At 60.2% G+C, this 18,140-nt stretch carries 13 protein-coding genes; 8 read left to right on the top strand and 5 right to left on the bottom strand.

All coding sequences use genetic code 11. From position 1 onward, the window contains the following. Positions 1-211: 211 nt before the first annotated feature. A complete protein-coding gene (locus tag CAL20_RS18420; protein WP_094822358.1) occupies positions 212-1,873 on the top strand; it encodes an L-lactate permease in 1,662 nt (553 codons plus the stop codon). A 940-nt stretch (positions 1,874-2,813) separates the two neighbouring features. Here CAL20_RS18420 and CAL20_RS18415 read toward each other — a convergent pair. Further along, entirely contained in the window at positions 2,814-3,707 is an 894-nt protein-coding gene (locus tag CAL20_RS18415; RefSeq protein WP_094838591.1) for a DUF72 domain-containing protein, read from the bottom strand. A gap of 83 nt (positions 3,708-3,790) precedes the next feature. Here CAL20_RS18415 and CAL20_RS18410 point away from each other — a divergent pair, with 83 nt between their 5' ends. The 7 genes from CAL20_RS18410 to CAL20_RS18380 all read left to right on the top strand — a co-directional run bounded on the left by CAL20_RS18410 (position 3,791) and on the right by CAL20_RS18380 (position 14,279). After that, positions 3,791-5,869 (top strand): ATP-dependent helicase, encoded by a 2,079-nt coding sequence (locus CAL20_RS18410; RefSeq protein WP_094838590.1) that lies wholly within the window; start codon positions 3,791-3,793, stop codon positions 5,867-5,869. A 74-nt stretch (positions 5,870-5,943) separates the two neighbouring features. Next, complete coding sequence (locus CAL20_RS18405) at positions 5,944-6,948, top strand: magnesium and cobalt transport protein CorA (RefSeq protein ID WP_094822355.1); 1,005 nt, start codon at positions 5,944-5,946, stop codon at positions 6,946-6,948. 157 nt (positions 6,949-7,105) lie between these two features. Further along, a complete protein-coding gene (locus tag CAL20_RS18400) occupies positions 7,106-7,825 on the top strand; it encodes a thermonuclease family protein (RefSeq protein ID WP_256981615.1) in 720 nt (239 codons plus the stop codon). Between the two features lie 61 nt (positions 7,826-7,886). Further along, positions 7,887-10,145 carry an ABC transporter substrate-binding protein gene (locus tag CAL20_RS18395; protein ID WP_094822353.1) on the top strand — a complete coding sequence of 753 codons (2,259 nt, stop codon included), beginning with the start codon at positions 7,887-7,889 and terminating at the stop codon, positions 10,143-10,145. Next, on the top strand, positions 10,142-11,119 hold the full coding sequence (locus CAL20_RS18390) for an ABC transporter permease (RefSeq protein WP_094822352.1): 978 nt from the start codon (positions 10,142-10,144) through the stop codon (positions 11,117-11,119). Before CAL20_RS18395 ends, CAL20_RS18390 begins: the two co-directional genes overlap by 4 nt. Before the next feature lie 5 nt (positions 11,120-11,124). Continuing rightward, positions 11,125-12,606 (top strand): ABC transporter permease, encoded by a 1,482-nt coding sequence (locus CAL20_RS18385; RefSeq protein ID WP_094838588.1) that lies wholly within the window; start codon positions 11,125-11,127, stop codon positions 12,604-12,606. Then, positions 12,603-14,279, top strand: a complete 1,677-nt coding sequence (locus CAL20_RS18380) for an ABC transporter ATP-binding protein (RefSeq protein ID WP_094822350.1) — start codon at positions 12,603-12,605, stop codon at positions 14,277-14,279. The genes CAL20_RS18385 and CAL20_RS18380 overlap by 4 nt, the downstream gene beginning before the upstream one ends. A 101-nt stretch (positions 14,280-14,380) precedes the next feature. On the opposite strand, the gene CAL20_RS18375 is transcribed toward CAL20_RS18380, so the two are convergent. The 4 genes from CAL20_RS18375 to CAL20_RS18360 all read right to left on the bottom strand — a co-directional run bounded on the left by CAL20_RS18375 (position 14,381) and on the right by CAL20_RS18360 (position 18,116). Beyond that, positions 14,381-14,911 (bottom strand): DUF1178 family protein, encoded by a 531-nt coding sequence (locus CAL20_RS18375; RefSeq protein ID WP_094838587.1) that lies wholly within the window; start codon positions 14,909-14,911, stop codon positions 14,381-14,383. 88 nt (positions 14,912-14,999) lie between these two features. Then, positions 15,000-15,557, bottom strand: a complete 558-nt coding sequence (gene efp, locus CAL20_RS18370) for an elongation factor P (RefSeq protein ID WP_094838586.1) — start codon at positions 15,555-15,557, stop codon at positions 15,000-15,002. A gap of 153 nt (positions 15,558-15,710) precedes the next feature. Beyond that, a complete protein-coding gene (gene earP, locus CAL20_RS18365; RefSeq protein WP_094838585.1) occupies positions 15,711-16,901 on the bottom strand; it encodes an elongation factor P maturation arginine rhamnosyltransferase EarP in 1,191 nt (396 codons plus the stop codon). 12 nt (positions 16,902-16,913) lie between these two features. Further along, positions 16,914-18,116: a DUF2863 family protein gene (locus CAL20_RS18360; RefSeq protein WP_094838584.1), complete on the bottom strand. Its 1,203-nt coding sequence runs from the start codon at positions 18,114-18,116 to the stop codon at positions 16,914-16,916. Positions 18,117-18,140: the final 24 nt, after the last annotated feature.

Genomic DNA, 18,140 nt, shown 5'->3' with positions numbered 1-18,140 from the left:
ACGTTTGCAGGGCAGGGTGTTTACGCCCGGCAGGCCGATTTCTTAGTCAGCTTAGACGGTTTGCTTACCGGGAACTTACGTTCATGCAAATGTCAGGAACTCGCTGGTTACATGCGCGGGCTAGACCTGTGATTGGCAGTTATCTGAACAACAAATGTGCGTTCCCGTGGGGGACGCCGACGACTGACTAGGTTGAACCGGAGACGACAGCATGACTTGGCAGCAGATCTATGACCCCTTTGGAAATATGTTCATTTCCACGCTACTGGCGGCGTTACCCGTAGTGGTGATGCTGGCGGCGTTGGGGGTTTTTCATATCAAGGCGCACATCGCCGCGGGCATGGGGCTGATCACCGCCTTGCTCGTCGCGATCTTTGCCTATGGCATGCCGGCCGAGATGGCGGGGCGTGCGGCGGTGTTCGGGGCCTTTACCGGTCTGCTGCCCATCGGCTGGATCGTGCTCAACATTATTTTCCTGCACCAGTTGACCGAGCAGAACGGCAGTTTCAAGGTCTTGCAGGACTCGCTCTCGGGCATCACTGAGGACCGCCGCATTCAATTGCTGCTGATTGCGTTCAGTTTTGGGGCCTTTTTCGAAGGGGCGGCGGGGTTCGGTACGCCCGTGGCTGTGACCGCGGCCATCTTGATCGGCCTGGGCTTTTCGCCGCTGGCGGCCTCGGGTCTGTCGTTGATTGCGAATACGGCGCCGGTGGCATTCGGCGCGCTAGGCACACCGGTGATCACGCTGGCCAAGGTGCATGGCTACGACCTGGCTCAGGTCACGGCCATGATCGGGCGGCAGTTGCCGTTCTTTTCCCTGCTGGTGCCGTTCTGGTTGATTTGGGCTTTTGCGGGGCGTAAGGGCATGTGGGAAATCTGGCCCGCCATTCTGGTGACCGGGGTTTCGTTCGCGGTGCCGCAGTACCTCGTCTCAAACTTCATGGGCCCCGAGTTGGTGGACATCATCGCGGCACTGGTATCGATGGCAACGCTGGTGGCATTTTTGCGCGTATGGCGGCCCAAAAACATCTGGACCTCGGCGTCATTGCGAGGTAAAGACATCAGCGCTGCCGAAGCCAAACCTATGCAGGCGGTAGTGAGTCATAGCCGCGAGCAACTGATTGCCGCGTGGACGCCGTGGGTCATTCTGTCTGTTTTTGTTTTCATCTGGGGCCTGCCTCCGGTAAAGGCCTGGCTCAACAGCCTCTTTGCACCGGCCTTTCCGATGCCCGGCCTGCATAACCTGATTTTCAAAGTCCCGCCCGTGGTGCCGGCAGCGCATGCCGAGACTGCGGTGTATTCGTTGAATCTGTTGTCCGCGACAGGGACGGCGATTTTGCTGGCGGCCGTGGTTAGCGCCTTCGTGATGAAATACAACCCGATCGCGATTGTGCGCACGTTCTTTAAAACGATATGGTTGGTCAAGTATTCGCTGCTGACCATTGTGCTGATGCTGGCGTTGGGCACGCTGACGCGTTATTCGGGCACCGACACCACACTGGGGCTCGCCTTTGCCAATACGGGCCTGTTGTATCCCTTCTTTGGAACCTTGATGGGATGGTTGGGTGTTGCATTGACGGGGTCCGATACGGCATCGAACGTGCTTTTCGGTGGCATGCAAAAAGTCGCTGCCGAGCAGTTGGGGTTGTCGGCCAACTTGATGGGCGCGGCAAACAGTTCGGGCGGTGTGATGGGCAAGATGATCGATGCCCAATCGATCGTGGTGGCGTCGACGGCTACGCGCTGGTTCCATCACGAAGGCGATATCTTGCGCTATGTGTTTTTCCACTCGATTGCGTTGGCTTGTTTGGTCGGGTTGTATGTGACGTTGCAGGCCTACGTGTGGCCATTTTCGGCGATGGTGGTGCAGTAAATGGTCGACTATTGAATAGTCTTGCTTCTCTCATGTCGTCAGAGGTTTCGATGGCGTGAGGGTGGTTTGCTTATTGGACGTCGAGCCGAGGCAATCGGGCCGTGCGGGCTTCACAAAGCCGGTCCGGCGCGCGGGCGCCGGACACCGTGTTCGCTCACCTCGTCCGGCCCGTTCGGGCCTACCTACGGTATCCGCTCCACTCGGCTTTGAGGCGCCCGCACGGCCCGATTGCCTCGGCTCGACTCGCAGTCATTCAAGCTCATCACATCGCTGGCACGGTTGTCTTGCTTGGCGTTTTTTTGTGAGCGCATTGGCAAAGAGAAAGATCTTGCGGTGCTGCTATTCGCGCGTGCCCTGCACACGCGCGAATAGCGATCGGTCCGGGCATGCGGCGGGGTGGCGTGTTGCCAATTTGGAAGATCTGCTTGGCTGGAGTTGATGTCTGCGACGATGATGCATTGTCCCTGTCTGGACATCTCGAAGCCGTCGTTCGAAATATTCCTGCTTGTCCATGAGAAATCGTAGCTCGAGAGATCTTCTGTTCATCTCCGATGCCAAACCCTTCGCATGCAGATCCCGAACGCTATTCATGGCCGCGCCCGTAGGCGGCCATGAATAGCAGCCCTGCAAGATCTTCCTCCTTGCAAACGCCAGTGCTACGAAGCCTACGAAGACCAGTCGTGCCAGCTACGAGGGGATCCGAGATGCTGCGAGTCGAGGCGGGGCAGTGACCGTGTTGGCGCGCCTCGTGGCCGAGCGAGGGAAACCGAAGGAGCGCAGCGACGAGGTTGAGGAAGCGGTGTCGGCCGCGCAGGCGGCCGACCGGCCACGTGAAGCGCCAACACGGTCACTGCCCCGCCTCGACGTCCAATAGAACTCATGCTCCGTCCCTTTCCAGCACAAAACGCATATCCACGACGACCTGAAGACCCCAGGTAATTCACTGATGAATACGCAATGCGGCAGCCAATCCCGCCGCGTTACGCATTCCCTGATCCTGATAGTTGGTATTCAGCACAGCATGAGCGCTACGCACCTGCTCTGCCAAACGCTTTAACCGTTGCGCCAGGTCCGCGAGCTCCTCTGGCGAATATTCATATTGAAAACGGCCTGATGAAGCACCGCTGTTATTGTTCCATGCAGCCGTATTGTGCCCATGCAACCGCAACACGGCCAGCTCGGGATGCGTGCTGGCCCACACCGCTGGGACCGTGTTGTCGAACCCCTGCGGCGCATCGACGACGGTGTGCACCATTCCTGCATCGCGCAGCAAATCCAGCGTCCACGCGCTCGCCGAGCTATTTTCAAACCAACTGCGATGGCGGAATTCAACGGCCATCAGATGTTCCTGCATGTGCCTTTCGCATTCACGCAACAATGCAGTCCCGCGAGGATTCCTCTGTACCCAGGGCGCAAATTGAAAATGGATAGCGCGCAGTTTGCCCGCCATCCGCAGCGGCTCCAGGCCCACCAGAAAACGTTGCCACAGCTCGCGCTGCAGCTCGGCAGGCAGTTGGTGATAGAACACCGTGGGCGATACATCGAGTTCGCGTTGAATGTCGGCCGGCAAGTCCCGCACGGGCGCCGGGTGTCCGGTAAACAGACGAAAGGCCTTGGCATGAAAGACAAAGTCGTCGGGCGTACGCGTGGCCCATGCGTGCGCAGTGCGGCCATCGGGCAGACGATAGTACGTGGCGTCGACCTCGACCAGCTTGAACTGACTGGCGTAATAGCGCAGACGCGCCTCGGGCGTGCGCACGTCCGGCGGATAAAAGCGGCCGCACGCCAATAGCGTCGGGTCGGTCCAGGATGCGGTGCCAGTGAGGATAGACATGTTGGGGCGCGGGACGTGTCGCGGTGGGCAGTAACAGGAAAGATCCGTTATTATCTGTATGAATATACAGTTATTTTTCCCTCATGGCTGCTGACACCGATTATCTATCCGACCTCAATCCCGCCCAGCGCGAGGCCGCGGAATTCGGCGTGGGGCGGCCGGACGCGCCCGCTTTGTTGGTGATTGCAGGGGCTGGCTCTGGCAAAACCAGCACCCTGGCGCATCGCGTCGCGCATTTGGTCGTCAACGGCGCCGATCCCCAGCGCATGCTGTTGCTGACCTTTTCCCGTCGCGCAGCCATGGAGATGGAACGCCGCGTGGGCCAGGTCTTGCAACGGGTGATGAAACTGCATCACACGCAGCAGGCCCCCTCATTGCCCTGGGCCGGCACGTTTCACAGCATCGGTGCGCGGCTGCTGCGCGACTGCGCGGGCCGCATCGGCCTGTCGGAAAACTTCACGATTCATGATCGGGGCGATGCCGAGGATTTGATGGGCATGGTGCGCCATGAGCTTGGATTATCGGCCACCGCCGAGCGTTTCCCGCTAAAGGGCACTTGCCTGGCTATCTATTCGCGTGTCGTCAACAGCCAGGCCTCCGTGGCCGAGGTGTTGAAACATGCCTTTCCGTGGTGCGCCCAATGGGAGGATCAGCTCAAGCGTTTATTTGCCGCCTATGTGCAGGCCAAACAAGATCAACAGGTTCTCGATTACGACGACCTGCTACTGTATTGGTCCGAGATGATGCAGGACAGCGTATTGGCCCAGGATGTCGGCGCACGATTCGATCATGTGCTGGTCGATGAATACCAGGACACCAATCGTTTGCAATCCGCCATCCTGCTGGCGATGAAACCGGATGGCCGGGGCCTGACCGTCGTCGGCGACGACGCGCAGTCGATCTATTCTTTCCGCGCGGCGACCGTACGCAATATTCTGGATTTCCCCTCGCAATTCGCGCAGCCCGCGCATGTCATCACACTGGATCGCAACTATCGCTCGACGCAGACGATTCTGGATGCGTCCAATGCCGTGATCGATCTGGCCAGCGAACGCTTTACGAAAAACCTCTGGACCGATCGCGAGTCCACCAGCCGCCCCGCGCTGGTCACGGTGAGCGACGAGGCCGGCCAGGCGCGTTGGGTTGCCGACCAGGTCCTGGCGCATCGCGAGGCGGGCGCCACACTCAAATCGCAGGCTGCCTTGTTTCGGGCTTCGAATCACAGCGCGGCGCTCGAACTCGAGCTCACGCGCCGCAATATCCCCTTCGTGAAATTCGGAGGGCTGCGTTTTCTCGAAGCCGCCCACATCAAGGACGTGCTGTCATTGCTGCGTTGGGCAGAAAACCCCCGCAGCCGCTTGTCCGGGTTTCGGGTTGCGCAATTGCTGCCCGGCATCGGGCCGGCGATCGCGGGCCGGTTGATGGATGCCTTGGCAGACGCCGCCGATCCTATGGCCGTGCTCAGGGACTTCAAACCCGGTGCGGCCGCGAAAGCGGATTGGCAGGCCTTTGTGGACGCGTACGCCGCCTTACGGACGCCTGGGCAGCGCTGGCCGACGGATCTGGACACCGCGCTGCGCTGGTACGCTCCGCAACTGGAGCGCTTGTATGACGATGCGCGCGTGCGCAAGGCCGACCTGGATCAGTTGGCGCGTATCGGCGCCGGCTACGGCAGCCGCGAGCGTTTTCTGACCGAGTTGACGCTGGACCCGCCCGATGCGACCAGCGCCGAGTCCGGCCCGCCGTTGCGCGACGAGGACTACATGATCTTGTCCACGATCCATTCGGCCAAGGGCCAGGAATGGAAATCGGTATTCGTGTTGAACGTGGTGGACGGATGTATCCCCTCCGACATGAGCACCGGCACCAGCGATGAAATCGAAGAAGAGCGGCGTTTGCTCTATGTGGCGATGACGCGCGCAAAAGAACAATTGCAATTGATCGTGCCGCAGCGGTTCTACGTGCATCAGCAAACCGGCTTGGGCGATCGGCACGTGTACGGATCGCGCACCCGTTTCATTCCCGAATCGTTATTGCCCTTGTTCGAATCACTGCCAAAGCCTCCCTCGCTAGAGGACCTGCCGTTCGGGCGAGGGGTGCGGCCGGTCGATTCCGCACCGCGTATCGACATTGCGCAACGGGTTCGCAAGCTGTTCAGCTGAGCTATCATGCGTTGATTGCCCCGGCGGACGCCTTGAGTCCCCGGACGTCTGGGCCTGCAACAGCGGAGGTTTGCGTGTCGCACAAAGAACCCACTCCCTCATCGCCACAAAGCGGAGTGGTGGCATCGGTGGCGTATGTACAAGGGGAACGTTCTCATGACGTGCCCCTGGACGAGATCAAGTCATACACCTGCCAACCGGAAAACCTGCTGTGGATCGGATTGCGCAATCCCGATCCCGAGCTCTTGCGCCAGGTTGCGGACGATCTCGGTATCCGCCCCAAGACCCGCGACGAGATGCTGGAGGTGCATCGCCGGCCGAAGATCATCGATTTTGGCCAATGTGTCCTGATCGTGGCCATCACCGTCGAGGTCGAGCATGGCCGGCCGAGTTTTGGCGAGACGCAGATCGTCATCGGGCGTGGGTTTTTGGTTACCGTGCGGCGCGGCGCGCTCGCGACGCATAGCGGGCTGCGTGAGCGTCTGGAGTCCGCCCCGGACCTGCTGCGGCGTGGCAGCGACTATGTGGCTTCGGAATTGCTCGATCTGCTGATTGATCGCTACGTCACTGCCGCGACCGAACTCGAGAGCGTCGTCGAGGGGGCGGAGCAAAAATTGATGATTCGTGGCGCCAAGGATTCCGATATTCGCAAACTCTATCGGCAGCGCCGCGATTTATTGCGCATTCATACGGTCATTGCCCCATTGGCGGAAATCTGCCGCCGCTTGGCGACCATGGATATGTCCAACGTCGACGTCAACGCACGGCCGTATTTTGCTGTCGTGGCGGATCGGGTCCTGCGTGTCGATGAACTGATCAACGGATTGCGTGAGGCTCTGGCCTTTGCCTTTGAGGCCAGCCTGATGATTGCGCAGACCCAGCAGAACGACATCACTCGGCGCTTGGCTGCCTGGGCCGCCATCCTGGCGGTCCCGACCGCCGTCGCGGGGATTTACGGGATGAATTTTGAATTCATGCCCGAGCTCAAGTCTCATTGGGGATATCCGCTGACGTTGTCGGGTATCGCTACTGCATGTGCGGTGTTGTATTGGCGGTTCCGTAAGTCCGGCTGGCTATAAGGGCTATAGGCCGGTTCGCCGTGCCAGACATTACCTGGCACGGGTTTGCCGGGTCACTTCCACGGCGGCTGCGCTCAACTTGGCACTGTCCAGGCAGACCGCCGAGGCCTGAATATGGCAAACTGCATGGCGTTATTTTTTTCAGGATATTTCCATCTTGCGTAGGCAGTTTTCCTTTGGTGGCATGGGCCGCAAACTGGGCAGCGTTCTCGGCATTGCGATCGCGGCCTTGGTGGTCCATTGGTTTCAGGGCGGGCAAGACAGTCCCCCCGTCGCCACGCCTGCCAGTCAATCCGCGTCCGGCCAGCAGGCGCAACCCTCCAGCGGTTCCGCGGGAGCCCAACGGGCGCCCACGCCAGCAACCACTCGGCCGGCGAACTCAGGCGCCAGCGCGGTGCCCGCGGGCCGTTATACCCTGCGCGGCGTGGTGAGCAAGGTCGCCGACGGCGATACCGTCACCTTGACGGTCAACGGTAAATCGCATCGTGTCCGGCTCGACAGTATCGATGCCCCCGAGGCCGGCCATAGCGCGCAGGAGCCCGGTCAACCCTATGCCGAGGCCGCGCAGCGGTATCTGGACAAGCTGGTCGGGGGCAAGGCCCTGACCGCGCAGTGCTATCGGCAAGACCAGTTCGACCGCGATGTGTGTGCGTTGATGCTGCCCGATGGTAATTCGGCCAATCGCGTCATGGTTGCCTCAGGTTATGCCTGGGCCTATACCGCGCGCCGCGGCGATTATCTGAATGATGCCGCGATGCCTGGCCTGCAACGACAGGCGCGGGAGGCTGGCCTGGGTCTCTGGGCGCAAGGCGGGCCCACCGAGCCCTGGAAATGGCGCTACGAATGCTGGCGTAATCAGCGCTGCGACGCTCCCTGAGTCACCACCTTTGCTATGCTGTGCCCCAAGGCTTGAACGGGACATTACACGGAAACGGTTTATGGGTGCATGGCTGCAGCGGATGTCGATGGTCGTACTGGTGTCGGTACTTACCCTGACGGGATGTACGCGAGACCCCATTAACAGTCCCTATGAAACCGGTGAGTTGTCCAAAAACACCCTGTACACGGCGTTCGTCAAGCAGTCTCCCAAATATCTGGACCCCGCCCGCTCGTATTCCAACGACGAAACTCCCTTTACCTACAACATCTACGAGCCGCTCTACGGATATCAGTATCTGAAGCGGCCATACGAATTGATCCCGCGTGTAGCGGCAGAGATCACGCCGCCGCGCTATCTGGATGCACAGGGGAACGTTCTGCCCGCGGATGCGCCGGGAGAGCAGATCGCCGAAAGCGTCTACGACATTCCGATCCGGCCCGGCATTCGGTTTCAGCCGCACCCGGCATTCGCCCGCGAACCTGATGGCCGCGACAGCTATTTCCCGTTGCAGCCAGGGGAGTTGGACGACAAGTTTTACCTGACGGACTTTCCCAAAACGGGCACCCGGGAGCTCACCGCCAACGACTATGTCTATGCGTTCAGGCGCTTGGCCAGCCCACGGGTGGCTTCGCCGATTTATTCCCTGATGGCCGATTATGTCATCGGCATGCAGGACTACGGCAAACGCCTGCAGCAACGCGATGCCGAATTGCGCAAGGCGCTGCCGGCTGGGCAACGTGATCTGCCCTGGCTGGACCTGCGCCAGGATGACGGGTTCGAGGGCGTACAGGCGCTCGACGACCACACCTTGCGCATTCGTATCAAGGGCAAATATCCGCAATTCAAGTATTGGCTGGCAATGACATTTACCGCGCCTATTCCCTGGGAAGCGGATCGCTTTTACAGCCAGCCGGGCATGGCCGCGCACGATTTGTCGTTGAATACGTGGCCGGCGGGCACTGGCCCTTACATGCTGGTTGAGTCCCTGCAAAACCGTCGCCATGTGCTGGCGCGCAACCCGAATTTTCGAGGTGAACCATACCCCTGCGAAGGCGAACCCACAGACCGGGCGCGCGGCCTGCTGGCCGATTGCGGCAAGCCTACACCGTTCCTGGACCATATCGTCTTCAACATCGAAAAAGAGGCATTGCCTTTGACCGGCAAATTCATGCAAGGCTATTACGATATCCCGCAGGTCGAGCGCGGCGAAATCGGCGTGGCCATGCTGGTGGCCGCGGGCGACTCGCCCGACAAGGCCAAGACCTATCGCGATCACGGCATCCAGTTGCCCACGACCATCGAGACTTCGATCTGGTACATGGGATTCAATTGGCTGGATCCCGTTGTCGGGCAGGGGGATACCCCGGAGCAACAAGAAAAAAACCGCAAGCTGCGCCAGGCCATCAGTATTGCGTTCAACTGGGAAGAGTACATCGCCGTCTTTGAAAACGATCAGGCGGTGGCGGCTAATGGGCCTGTGCCGCCGGGCGTACTCGGCTACCGTGAGCCGCCCGAGGGTATCAACCGCGAGGTCTATGATGTCGTCGACGGCAAGCCGAAACGCAAATCGCTCGAGGTGGCCAAACAATTGCTCGCCGAGGCCGGCTACCCGAATGGCCGCAATGCAAAAACGGGCGCGCCCTTGATCTTGTATTACGACGCCATGACTGGCGGCGGGTCCAATCCGATGTTCGACTGGATGCGCCGCCAGATGGCGCAGATCGGCATTCAGCTGGATATACGATCGACGGACTATGGCCGTTTTCAGGACAAAATGCAGCGCGGGGCGGCACAGATTTTCCTCTGGGGCTGGCTGGCGGATTATCCCGATGCCGAAAATTTCCTGTTCTTGCTATACGGCCCGAATGGCAAGGCCAAGCATGGCGGCGAGAACGCGGCCAACTATACCAACGCCGAATTTGACCGGCTGTTCGAGCAACTGAAATATCTGGACGACGGTCCCGAAAAAGTCGCCGTCATCGATCGCATGCAAGCCATCGTGCAACGCGATGCGCCCTGGATGTTCGGCTACTTTCCCATGTCGGGCGGGGCGTATCAACAATGGGTCGGTAATGCCAAACCTACGCAGATGGTGCGCAACATCCTGCAGTACATCAAAATCGATCCGGCATTGCGCGTGAGCAAAATCGATGAATGGAATACGCCGCGCTGGTGGCCATTGTGGTTGTTGGCGATCGTTGTGGTGCTGGCTATCTGGCCGTCTTATGTTGCCTTGAAACGCCGTGAGCGGCAAACCGCATTCGGATCGCGTACGCACACGCCTGCGGTGCAATCATCGAAGGAGTCCCGATCATGATCGGCTATGTCATTCGCCGCCTGTTGTACGGCGTGTTGATCCTGATCGGGGTGAACCTGTTGACCTTTGTGTTGTTCTTTGCCGTGAATACGCCTGACGATATGGCGCGTCTGGCTATCGGCGGCCAACGCGTGAGCCAGGAGGCGATCGACCGTTGGAAGACCGAGCACGGCTACGACAAACCGCTGTTTTTTAATACGCAAGCCGCCGGGACGCAGCAACTGACCGATACGGTCTTCTACCAGCGCTCGGTACCGTTATTGACTATGGAGTTCGGCGCCTCGGATGCGGGGCGCGATATCAGTCGAGAGATCCGCATGCGCATGGGCCCCAGTCTCGCGCTGGCGATTCCGACGTTTTTCCTGGGCTTGTTCGTCAGCGTGGTGTTCTCGTTGCTGCTGGTCTATTTCCGCGCGACGCGGCTGGATTTCTGGGGCGTGGTGTTGTGCGTGATATTGCTGTCGATATCCAGCTTGTTTTACATCATTGCGGGACAGTGGTTGTTCGCAAAGCTATTGCGACTCGTGCCATATTCCGGCTTTTCGGGTGGGCTGGACATGATCAAATTCCTGGCATTGCCCGTGCTCGTCGCGCTGGTGTCGCGCCTGGGGCCCGAGGCGCGCTTTTATCGCGCCTTGTTTCTGGAAGAGGTCGGTAAAGACTACGTACGCACTGCGCGCGCCAAAGGCCTGACCGAGCGCGTGGTCTTGTTCCGTCATGTGTTGCGCAATGCCATGCTGCCGATCTTGACGGGGACGGTGTCAGCTATTCCCTTGTTGTTCATGGGCAGTCTGATCGCCGAGTCCTTCTTCGGGATCCCCGGATTGGGCAGCTACACCATCGACGCCATCAATGCGCAGGATTTTTCCATCGTGCGGGCCATGGTGTTTCTGGGCGCTGCGCTGTATATCGTCGGGCTGATTTTGGCCGATATCTCTTATACGCTGGCTGACCCCCGCGTACGTTTCGAGTGACCGCCATGCCAAAGTTCGTATTTCTGTGGACGGATATTGCGCTGTTTCTGCTGGTGGCGGCGGTGCTGTTTTATGTGTGGCGCGCGCGTCGCAGCCCGACGCTGCGGGCGACATGGGCCAAGGTCGCGCGTGATGCGCCGGCAATGAGTTCGGCGGTAGTATTGTTGGCGTTTGTCGTTGTGGGATTGCTGGATTCGATTCACTATCGGCCCCAGTTGCCGCCTGCGCCAGGGGCTGCAGCCGGTGCGCCGCCGATTTACGCGCCCGCTGTGCAATCGGCGTTAGATGGCCTGCTGCACGGCACGGTACTGACGCGGCCTGAAAAAACCTATTCAAAGCCGCTCGCCGCGCGTCAGTTCACCAAAGAAACCGAATTGATCGATGGCCGTCCGTTGCGTGATTTTCCGCGGTTGCGCAGTGGCGGCGCGCATCTGGAAAATCCCGAGACCGAGTTGACGGGCGATGTATTGCGGCGCCTGGCATGGGGTTTGGCAGGCGGCGCTGTAGCGGTACTGTTGGGCGGTCTGGTGCTCGTCGGGGTGCTGTCTCGATCGTACGGCGGATGGCGGCAAACCTTTGCCGACGTGGCCTGCGGCCGTACCGAGCTCCCGTGGCGTGCGATGTGGATGACATATGCGGTGCTGTGCCTCTGCACCGGCGCAATCGTCGGCCTGGCCAGTGGTTATCACGTGTTCGGCACGGATCGCACGGGCAATGATGTGTTGTGGCAGGCGCTCAAAAGCATACGCACGGCATTGGTGATCGGCAGTTTGACGACCTTGGCCATGCTGCCTCCGGCGATTGGTTTTGGACTGGCAGCGGGCTATTTCAAAGGCAAAGTCGATGACGCCATTCAGTATATCTATACGACGCTGACGTCTATTCCAGGTGTGCTGTTGGTCGCTGCTTGCGCGTTGATGATGCAGGTATATATCGACACGCATCCCGATTTATTCGATACATCGGCGGCGCGTGCAGATCTGCGCTTGTTCTTGTTGTGCATGATCCTGGGGCTGACAGGGTGGTCGGGCTTGTGCCGCTTGTTGCGCGCGGAAACCTTGAAACTGCGAGAGCTGGAATACGTGCAGGCAGCGCGCGCGTTTGGCGTGTCGCATTGGCGCATCATGCGCCGTCACCTGTTGCCCAATGTCATGCACATTGTGCTGATCACGGTCGTGCTGGAGTTTTCCGGCCTGGTGCTATACGAAGCCGTCTTGTCTTATCTGGGCATAGGCGTGGATCCCGGCATGAATTCGTTTGGATCGATGATCGATGGCGCGCGCCTGGAAATGTCGCGTGATCCGATGGTGTGGTGGAATCTATTGACCGCATTTATTTTCATGTTGGCATTGGTCTTGTCTGCCAATCTGTTCGCCGATGCCGTACGCGAAGCCTTTGATCCCCGAGCACGGCGCTATCGTCCGGGAGGCTGGTTGAAAAAGAGAATCGGCGTGCCCGCCAAATCAGAAAAGGAGGCCGCACAATGAGCCTCACCGCTGATACATTGTTGGCCGTCGACGGCCTCGAGGTCGCGATTGACGGCGAGACGGGGCTGACCCATGCCGTCAAACGCCTACAGCTAGCCATCGAGCGCGGCGAGACTTTTGCGCTCGTAGGCGAGTCCGGCTGCGGCAAAAGTATGACTGCGATGGCCTTGCTGCGTTTATTGCCCGATGCAGGACGTATCGTCGGCGGACAGATTGTGCTCGACGGCATGGATCTGAATCAGTTGCCCGAAAGCGAGATGCGGGGGGTACGTGGCGGCCGTATCGGCATCATTTTCCAAGAGCCATCTACCAGCCTGAACCCAGTGATGCGCATAGGCGACCAGATACTGGAAACGTTGATGGCGCATACCCCTTTGCGTGGTGCGGCCGCGCGCGCGCGGGCCATTGACTGGTTGCGTCGCGTAGGCATTCCCGAACCTGAGCGCCGGATTGACGATTACCCATTCCAGTTCTCCGGTGGACAGAAGCAGCGCGTCATGATCGCCATCGCGCTTGCGGCCGAGCCGACGCTGCTGATTGCCGATGAGCCTACGACGGCCTTGGACGTTACGGTACAGGCACAGGTGTTGGATCTGCTCGCCGACATCCAACGGGAAATGGGTATGGCGATATTGCTGATCACCCACGATCTGGCGGTGGTGCGCAATGTGGCCCAACACGTCGCCTTGATGCGCGGCGGGGAAATCGTTGAAAGCGCTCCCGCAGACGTTTTTTTTGACCGGCCGAAACATCCGTATGCGCGTCAGCTGTTTGACGCGATTCCTACCTTTGAAAAGCGTGGGCGGCCGCTGGCGGGGCCGGCTGCCTCGAATGCACTGGAACCATCCCGTCAACATCCGTCGGACGACGTCGTGCTCGAGGTGCAGGACTTGCTCGTGCATTATCCCGTGCGCAAAGGCCTGCTGCGCCGCATCGATTCATGGGTGCAGGCGGTCAACAGCGTGACGTTTAGCCTGCGTGCAGGCGAGACGCTCGCGTTGCTGGGCGAGTCTGGCTGCGGCAAGACGACGACAGGCAAAGCCTTGTTGCGTTTGATTGACGGCGCAAAAATCGAGGGCCGCGCCTTGCTTAACGGCCGGGATCTGCTGCACGTTGACCGCCGCGAATTGCGCCGTTTGAGGCAGGATATTCAGATCGTGTTCCAGGATCCCTTTGCTTCGCTCGATCCGCGCATGCGTGTGGGGGATATTCTGGACGAGGGCATCGCCTCGCTGCGCCCTGATATGTCGCCGTCCTCGCGACGAGATCGCATACAGCATCTGCTGCAGCGTGTGGGCCTGCCTGGGGACACCTCCAGCCGTTACCCACACGAGTTCTCGGGGGGGCAACGTCAGCGTATCGCCATTGCACGCGCCTTGGCAGTCGAACCTAAAGTATTGATCTGCGACGAGCCGACTTCAGCGCTGGACGTGTCAGTGCAGGCACAGATTCTGGATCTATTGCGCGAGCTGCAAGCAGAGTTGGGCATCGCCTATCTGTTCATCACGCATAATTTTGGCGTCGTTGAATACTTGGCTGATCGCATTGCAATCATGCATGACGGGCGTATCGTTGAAAACGGCACGGCCGATACCGTGCTGCATGCGCCTCAGCATGAAACGACGCGCCGACTGCTGGAGGCAGTACCTAGGCTGACCTTCGGGACTGTCTAGCCGACCGTGACGTTGTGGCCGGCAGGTGGTGGCGGCCGGCCGCCATCAGCGCTCAAGGCAGCGCGATCCCAAGCCCCATCGGATCAACGGCCTCGGCCTGGCTATTGCAGCCGATCGTCATCCAGAAAATCGGGCAGCGGCATGATGTCGATGCCTTCTTCGCTCAGGGCTCGGTGTTCATCTGGCGTGGCAGTGCCTCGAATCGGACGATCTTCGGCATCGCCGGCATGAATGCGGCGGGCTTCCTCGGCAAAACGGGGGCCTACGTTTTCGGTATGGCGGATGACCTTGCGGATTTCCCGCAACACGGCTGCTTGCAGGCGAGCCATGGCGGCGGCGTCGTCGCTCGCGACGGGCGAGGTCTCGGCCCCCGCAGGCGCTAGCGCGCCGCCAGACGGGGCAGTCGCAGAGGGCTCTGCCTTGGCGGAGTCCGTGGCCGGCGCTTCAGGCGCCCTCAGGTGCGAGACATTCAGCCTTGGGGCTGACAGCCGTTTGGTGATCGTGGCAGATCCGCACATCGGACAGGTGAGTAATCCGCGCGCTTGTTGCGTGTCGTAGTCTTCGTGTGAACTGAACCAGCCCTCGAAAAGGTGGCCTTGATCACATTGCAGGTCGAATACTTTGAGTGCCATGAGAGTGATAATAGCGCGACAGCAAAACGGCGCCCGCAGGCGCCGTCGAAATACTGCCGCTGACAGGGCAGGCGAGCCGCCCAGGCGATCAGTTGACGCGGCTACGGTATTCGTTGGTCCGCGTGTCGATTTCGATCTTGTCACCGATTTCGCAGAACAACGGCACGCTCAATTCGTAGCCGGTGTTGATCTTGGCGGGCTTGAGGACCTTGCCCGAGGTGTCGCCACGGACGGCGGGCTCGGTGTAGGTGATCTCGCGGACCAGGATGGTGGGCAGTTCGACCGAGATGGCACGGCCCTCGTAGAACACGACTTCCACGGGCATGGCTTCTTCGAGGTAATTCAGCGCATCGCCCATGCTTTCGGCTTCGATTTCGTACTGGTTGTACTCTTCGTCCATGAAGACATACATGGGGTCGCCGAAGTACGAGTAGGTGCACTCCTTGCGCTCGAGCATGACGACGTCGAATTTTTCGTCGGCCTTGTAGACCGATTCGCTGGCCGAGCCGGTCAGCAGGTTCTTGAACTTCAGCTTGACGACGGCGGCGTTACGGCCAGATTTGTTGTACTCGGCCTTTTGGACCACGAGGGGATCCTTGCCGACCATGATCACGTTGCCGACTCGCAATTCCTGAGCGGTTTTCATTGATTAAAAACTCCGGGTGATATAGCGCACTCGCCGTGCTTGCGCGCAGAGGGTCCGATATGGGTGGCCCTGCGAGCCCCGGGAGGCAGTCAAAGTCGAGGCCTGGCTCGACGCAACATGCGCGGGCAGAGGTAACTCGGAAAACTCTCTATTCTAGCGTTTCCTGGATAATTTTGCGCAAAATTCAGCCAAGCTGTCCCCTAAATCGGGGCGGGCAGCCTGCGCGGCATCCCAGTCACGGGCGGCGTCTTGCCAGTTTGCCCAGGCGGGGGAGAGCAGGGCGGCCCCGAGTGCAGCGACTGTCGTGGCCAAGCCCATGTCAGGTGCCTGCGCGACAGCGCCCGGATCGCCATGTACGCCGCCATCGTCAGGCAGAGGCGCGTTCCAGGCGCGGATGGCCGCCTGTGCCTCGGCCGGCGCGGGATACCGAGTTAGCCAGGCCTCGAGTTTTTCGAGATGCACGTTCTCGTCCTGGGGGTAAATTTGCCACACCAGTGGCCGCGCCGCCCAGGCGGCTCGTACGAGCGAATCCTCGCCCCGGACAAAATTCAGATCGGCACACCACAGCAGACGGTCGAAATCAGGCTGGGGGACGAATGGCACCCGGGCGATCCGCACGTGTGCGCCAGCAGCCAGCGTCTGTTCCAGGCTTGGCGCCACGCCTTCTGGCACCAGCAGCAAGGTAGGGCGGGTATCGTCCGTCAGCGCCTTGACCAGCGCGGCGACCGGAGCCTCGGGGTAGCAGAATAGCGAGACCAGCCGCGCGCCGGTATGCCAGTGCTTCAACACGTCATCGCCCAACCCCAGGCCACGCAGAAAACGTTCTTGCTCATCGTGAGACGCCTGAAACGAATCGCGCTCGGCGCTTAGCCCCGGTTCGCGCAGCAATCCGCCCGTGGCTGGCGTGAATCCGGGAAAAAAGAAGTATTTGGTCAATCCGTCGGGACGTTGCGAGGACAGGCCATGACAGCTCTCGATCCAGGGCTCTGCGCTGAGATATTCCAGATTGATCCATATCGGCGGCTGTGCTTGGCCGCTGTGCAGTCGCTGCTGCATGGCGTGTACGAATGCAGAGGGCGGATCGCAGGCAAAGGCTTCGATGACCACATCGCCGGGTTCCAGGCCGGGGGGCTCCGGCGTCCAATGCACAACGTCGATGCCGTCAAACATCTGCCGAGCCGCGTCGGCCGTGATGCCGGGCTGGATGCGGGCAAAGGCCCGAAGATCGTCAACCCACAACCGTATCGACCAACCGTGCCCCTGCGCCATCCGCCGCGCCAGCCGCCAGCAGACCCCGATGTCGCCGTAGTTGTCGACGACTCGGCAGAAAATATCGGCCTGCATGGCTGGGACCGCTCAGTGGAACTTGGCAGGAGTGGTGTCGGCGTCCTCGGGCAACTCGGCGTGTACGAATTCGCCCAGGGGGTTGGGAAACGTCGGCGCACCGCAGTCTTCGCAATATTCCGCAGGATGAGCGCCAGGGATATGGCGTACTTCGTGTACGCCGTATTCCTTGAGCAGCGCGGCAATCTCGTCGATCAGTGCAGGCTGATTTTCGTCGTCCTGTGGGTCGCCCTCACGCCCATAGATAGGCCAGACACATCCATAGTACACATCGTTGCTGTTGCGCAAGGTGAATCCGATGCGGTATTCATCGATATGGCCCTCGCCACAGCCTGCAATCACCGCCCGCAAATCCGAGGCGCTGACATTCACGGCGCCTTCGAGCCAGTTGATGGCGGCACGCAATGACAACGGCCGTACGCGGCGATCGGCTTCGCGGTTGCTGATGTAATAGGCATCCGGCAACAGGCATTCGATGCCGCAGCCGGGCATCAGGGTTGCCAAGGTGGGCTGCGCTTGCGCCACCCAATTCGCCAGGCAGGCTTCGCGGTTGTAGGCGTCATCTCCGGCGTGCTCCTGCCAGAGGAAGATCGGTGCGCGTTCGGGGACCGTCACCGCGGCGACTACGTATCTCGTGTCAGCCAGCATGTTGGTTGGCTCGGTCTCCGCATTCAGGGCCGGCTTGGGGGCATCGTTATCCAATGCCTGATTGCCCAGGCGTTGCATCCATTGCCACGTTTCCGAAAAGGTGCGGGGCATCTGGTCGATACTGACCAGATTCGGCATCAGTACGGCACGGGTTCCCTCGGCCAGGATATGCCCATGCAATTGGGCCAGCAGCGTTTGCTGGGCCGCTGCGGGAATGGCCCCGGTCGGGATGGCGTAACGGGTCCAGGCGGCGATAGGAATGACAATCAGCAAGACGTCGTAGCGTTGGCCGTCTTTGTCGATTTGCATGGATTCGGACAGGGTTTCGGCCTGTTCGATCAAGACTTCATAGGCGCCGACATCGCGTTGGGACAGGTGGTCCAGCGCGGCCTCCAGCGTGGCGTCCTGGTTGTTGCGCAATAGCTTGGAAATCGCCTCGGACAGCAGATTTTCCCAGTACAGATCCTCCACACGGCTGCCGGAGCGGCTCAATGATAGAGCGAACGAGGCCAAACGCGAGGCATCGCGATTCAGACGGGGGGAAGCGGAACTGCGGACTCGGGCCATGTGTGATGAGGGGCACTTAAAGAG

It is taken from the genome of Bordetella genomosp. 4 (assembly GCF_002261185.1).
Lineage (GTDB): Bacteria > Pseudomonadota > Gammaproteobacteria > Burkholderiales > Burkholderiaceae_B > Bordetella_A.
Note: the sequence above shows the minus strand (reverse complement) of the source record. Positions and strands in the feature narration are given on the sequence as shown.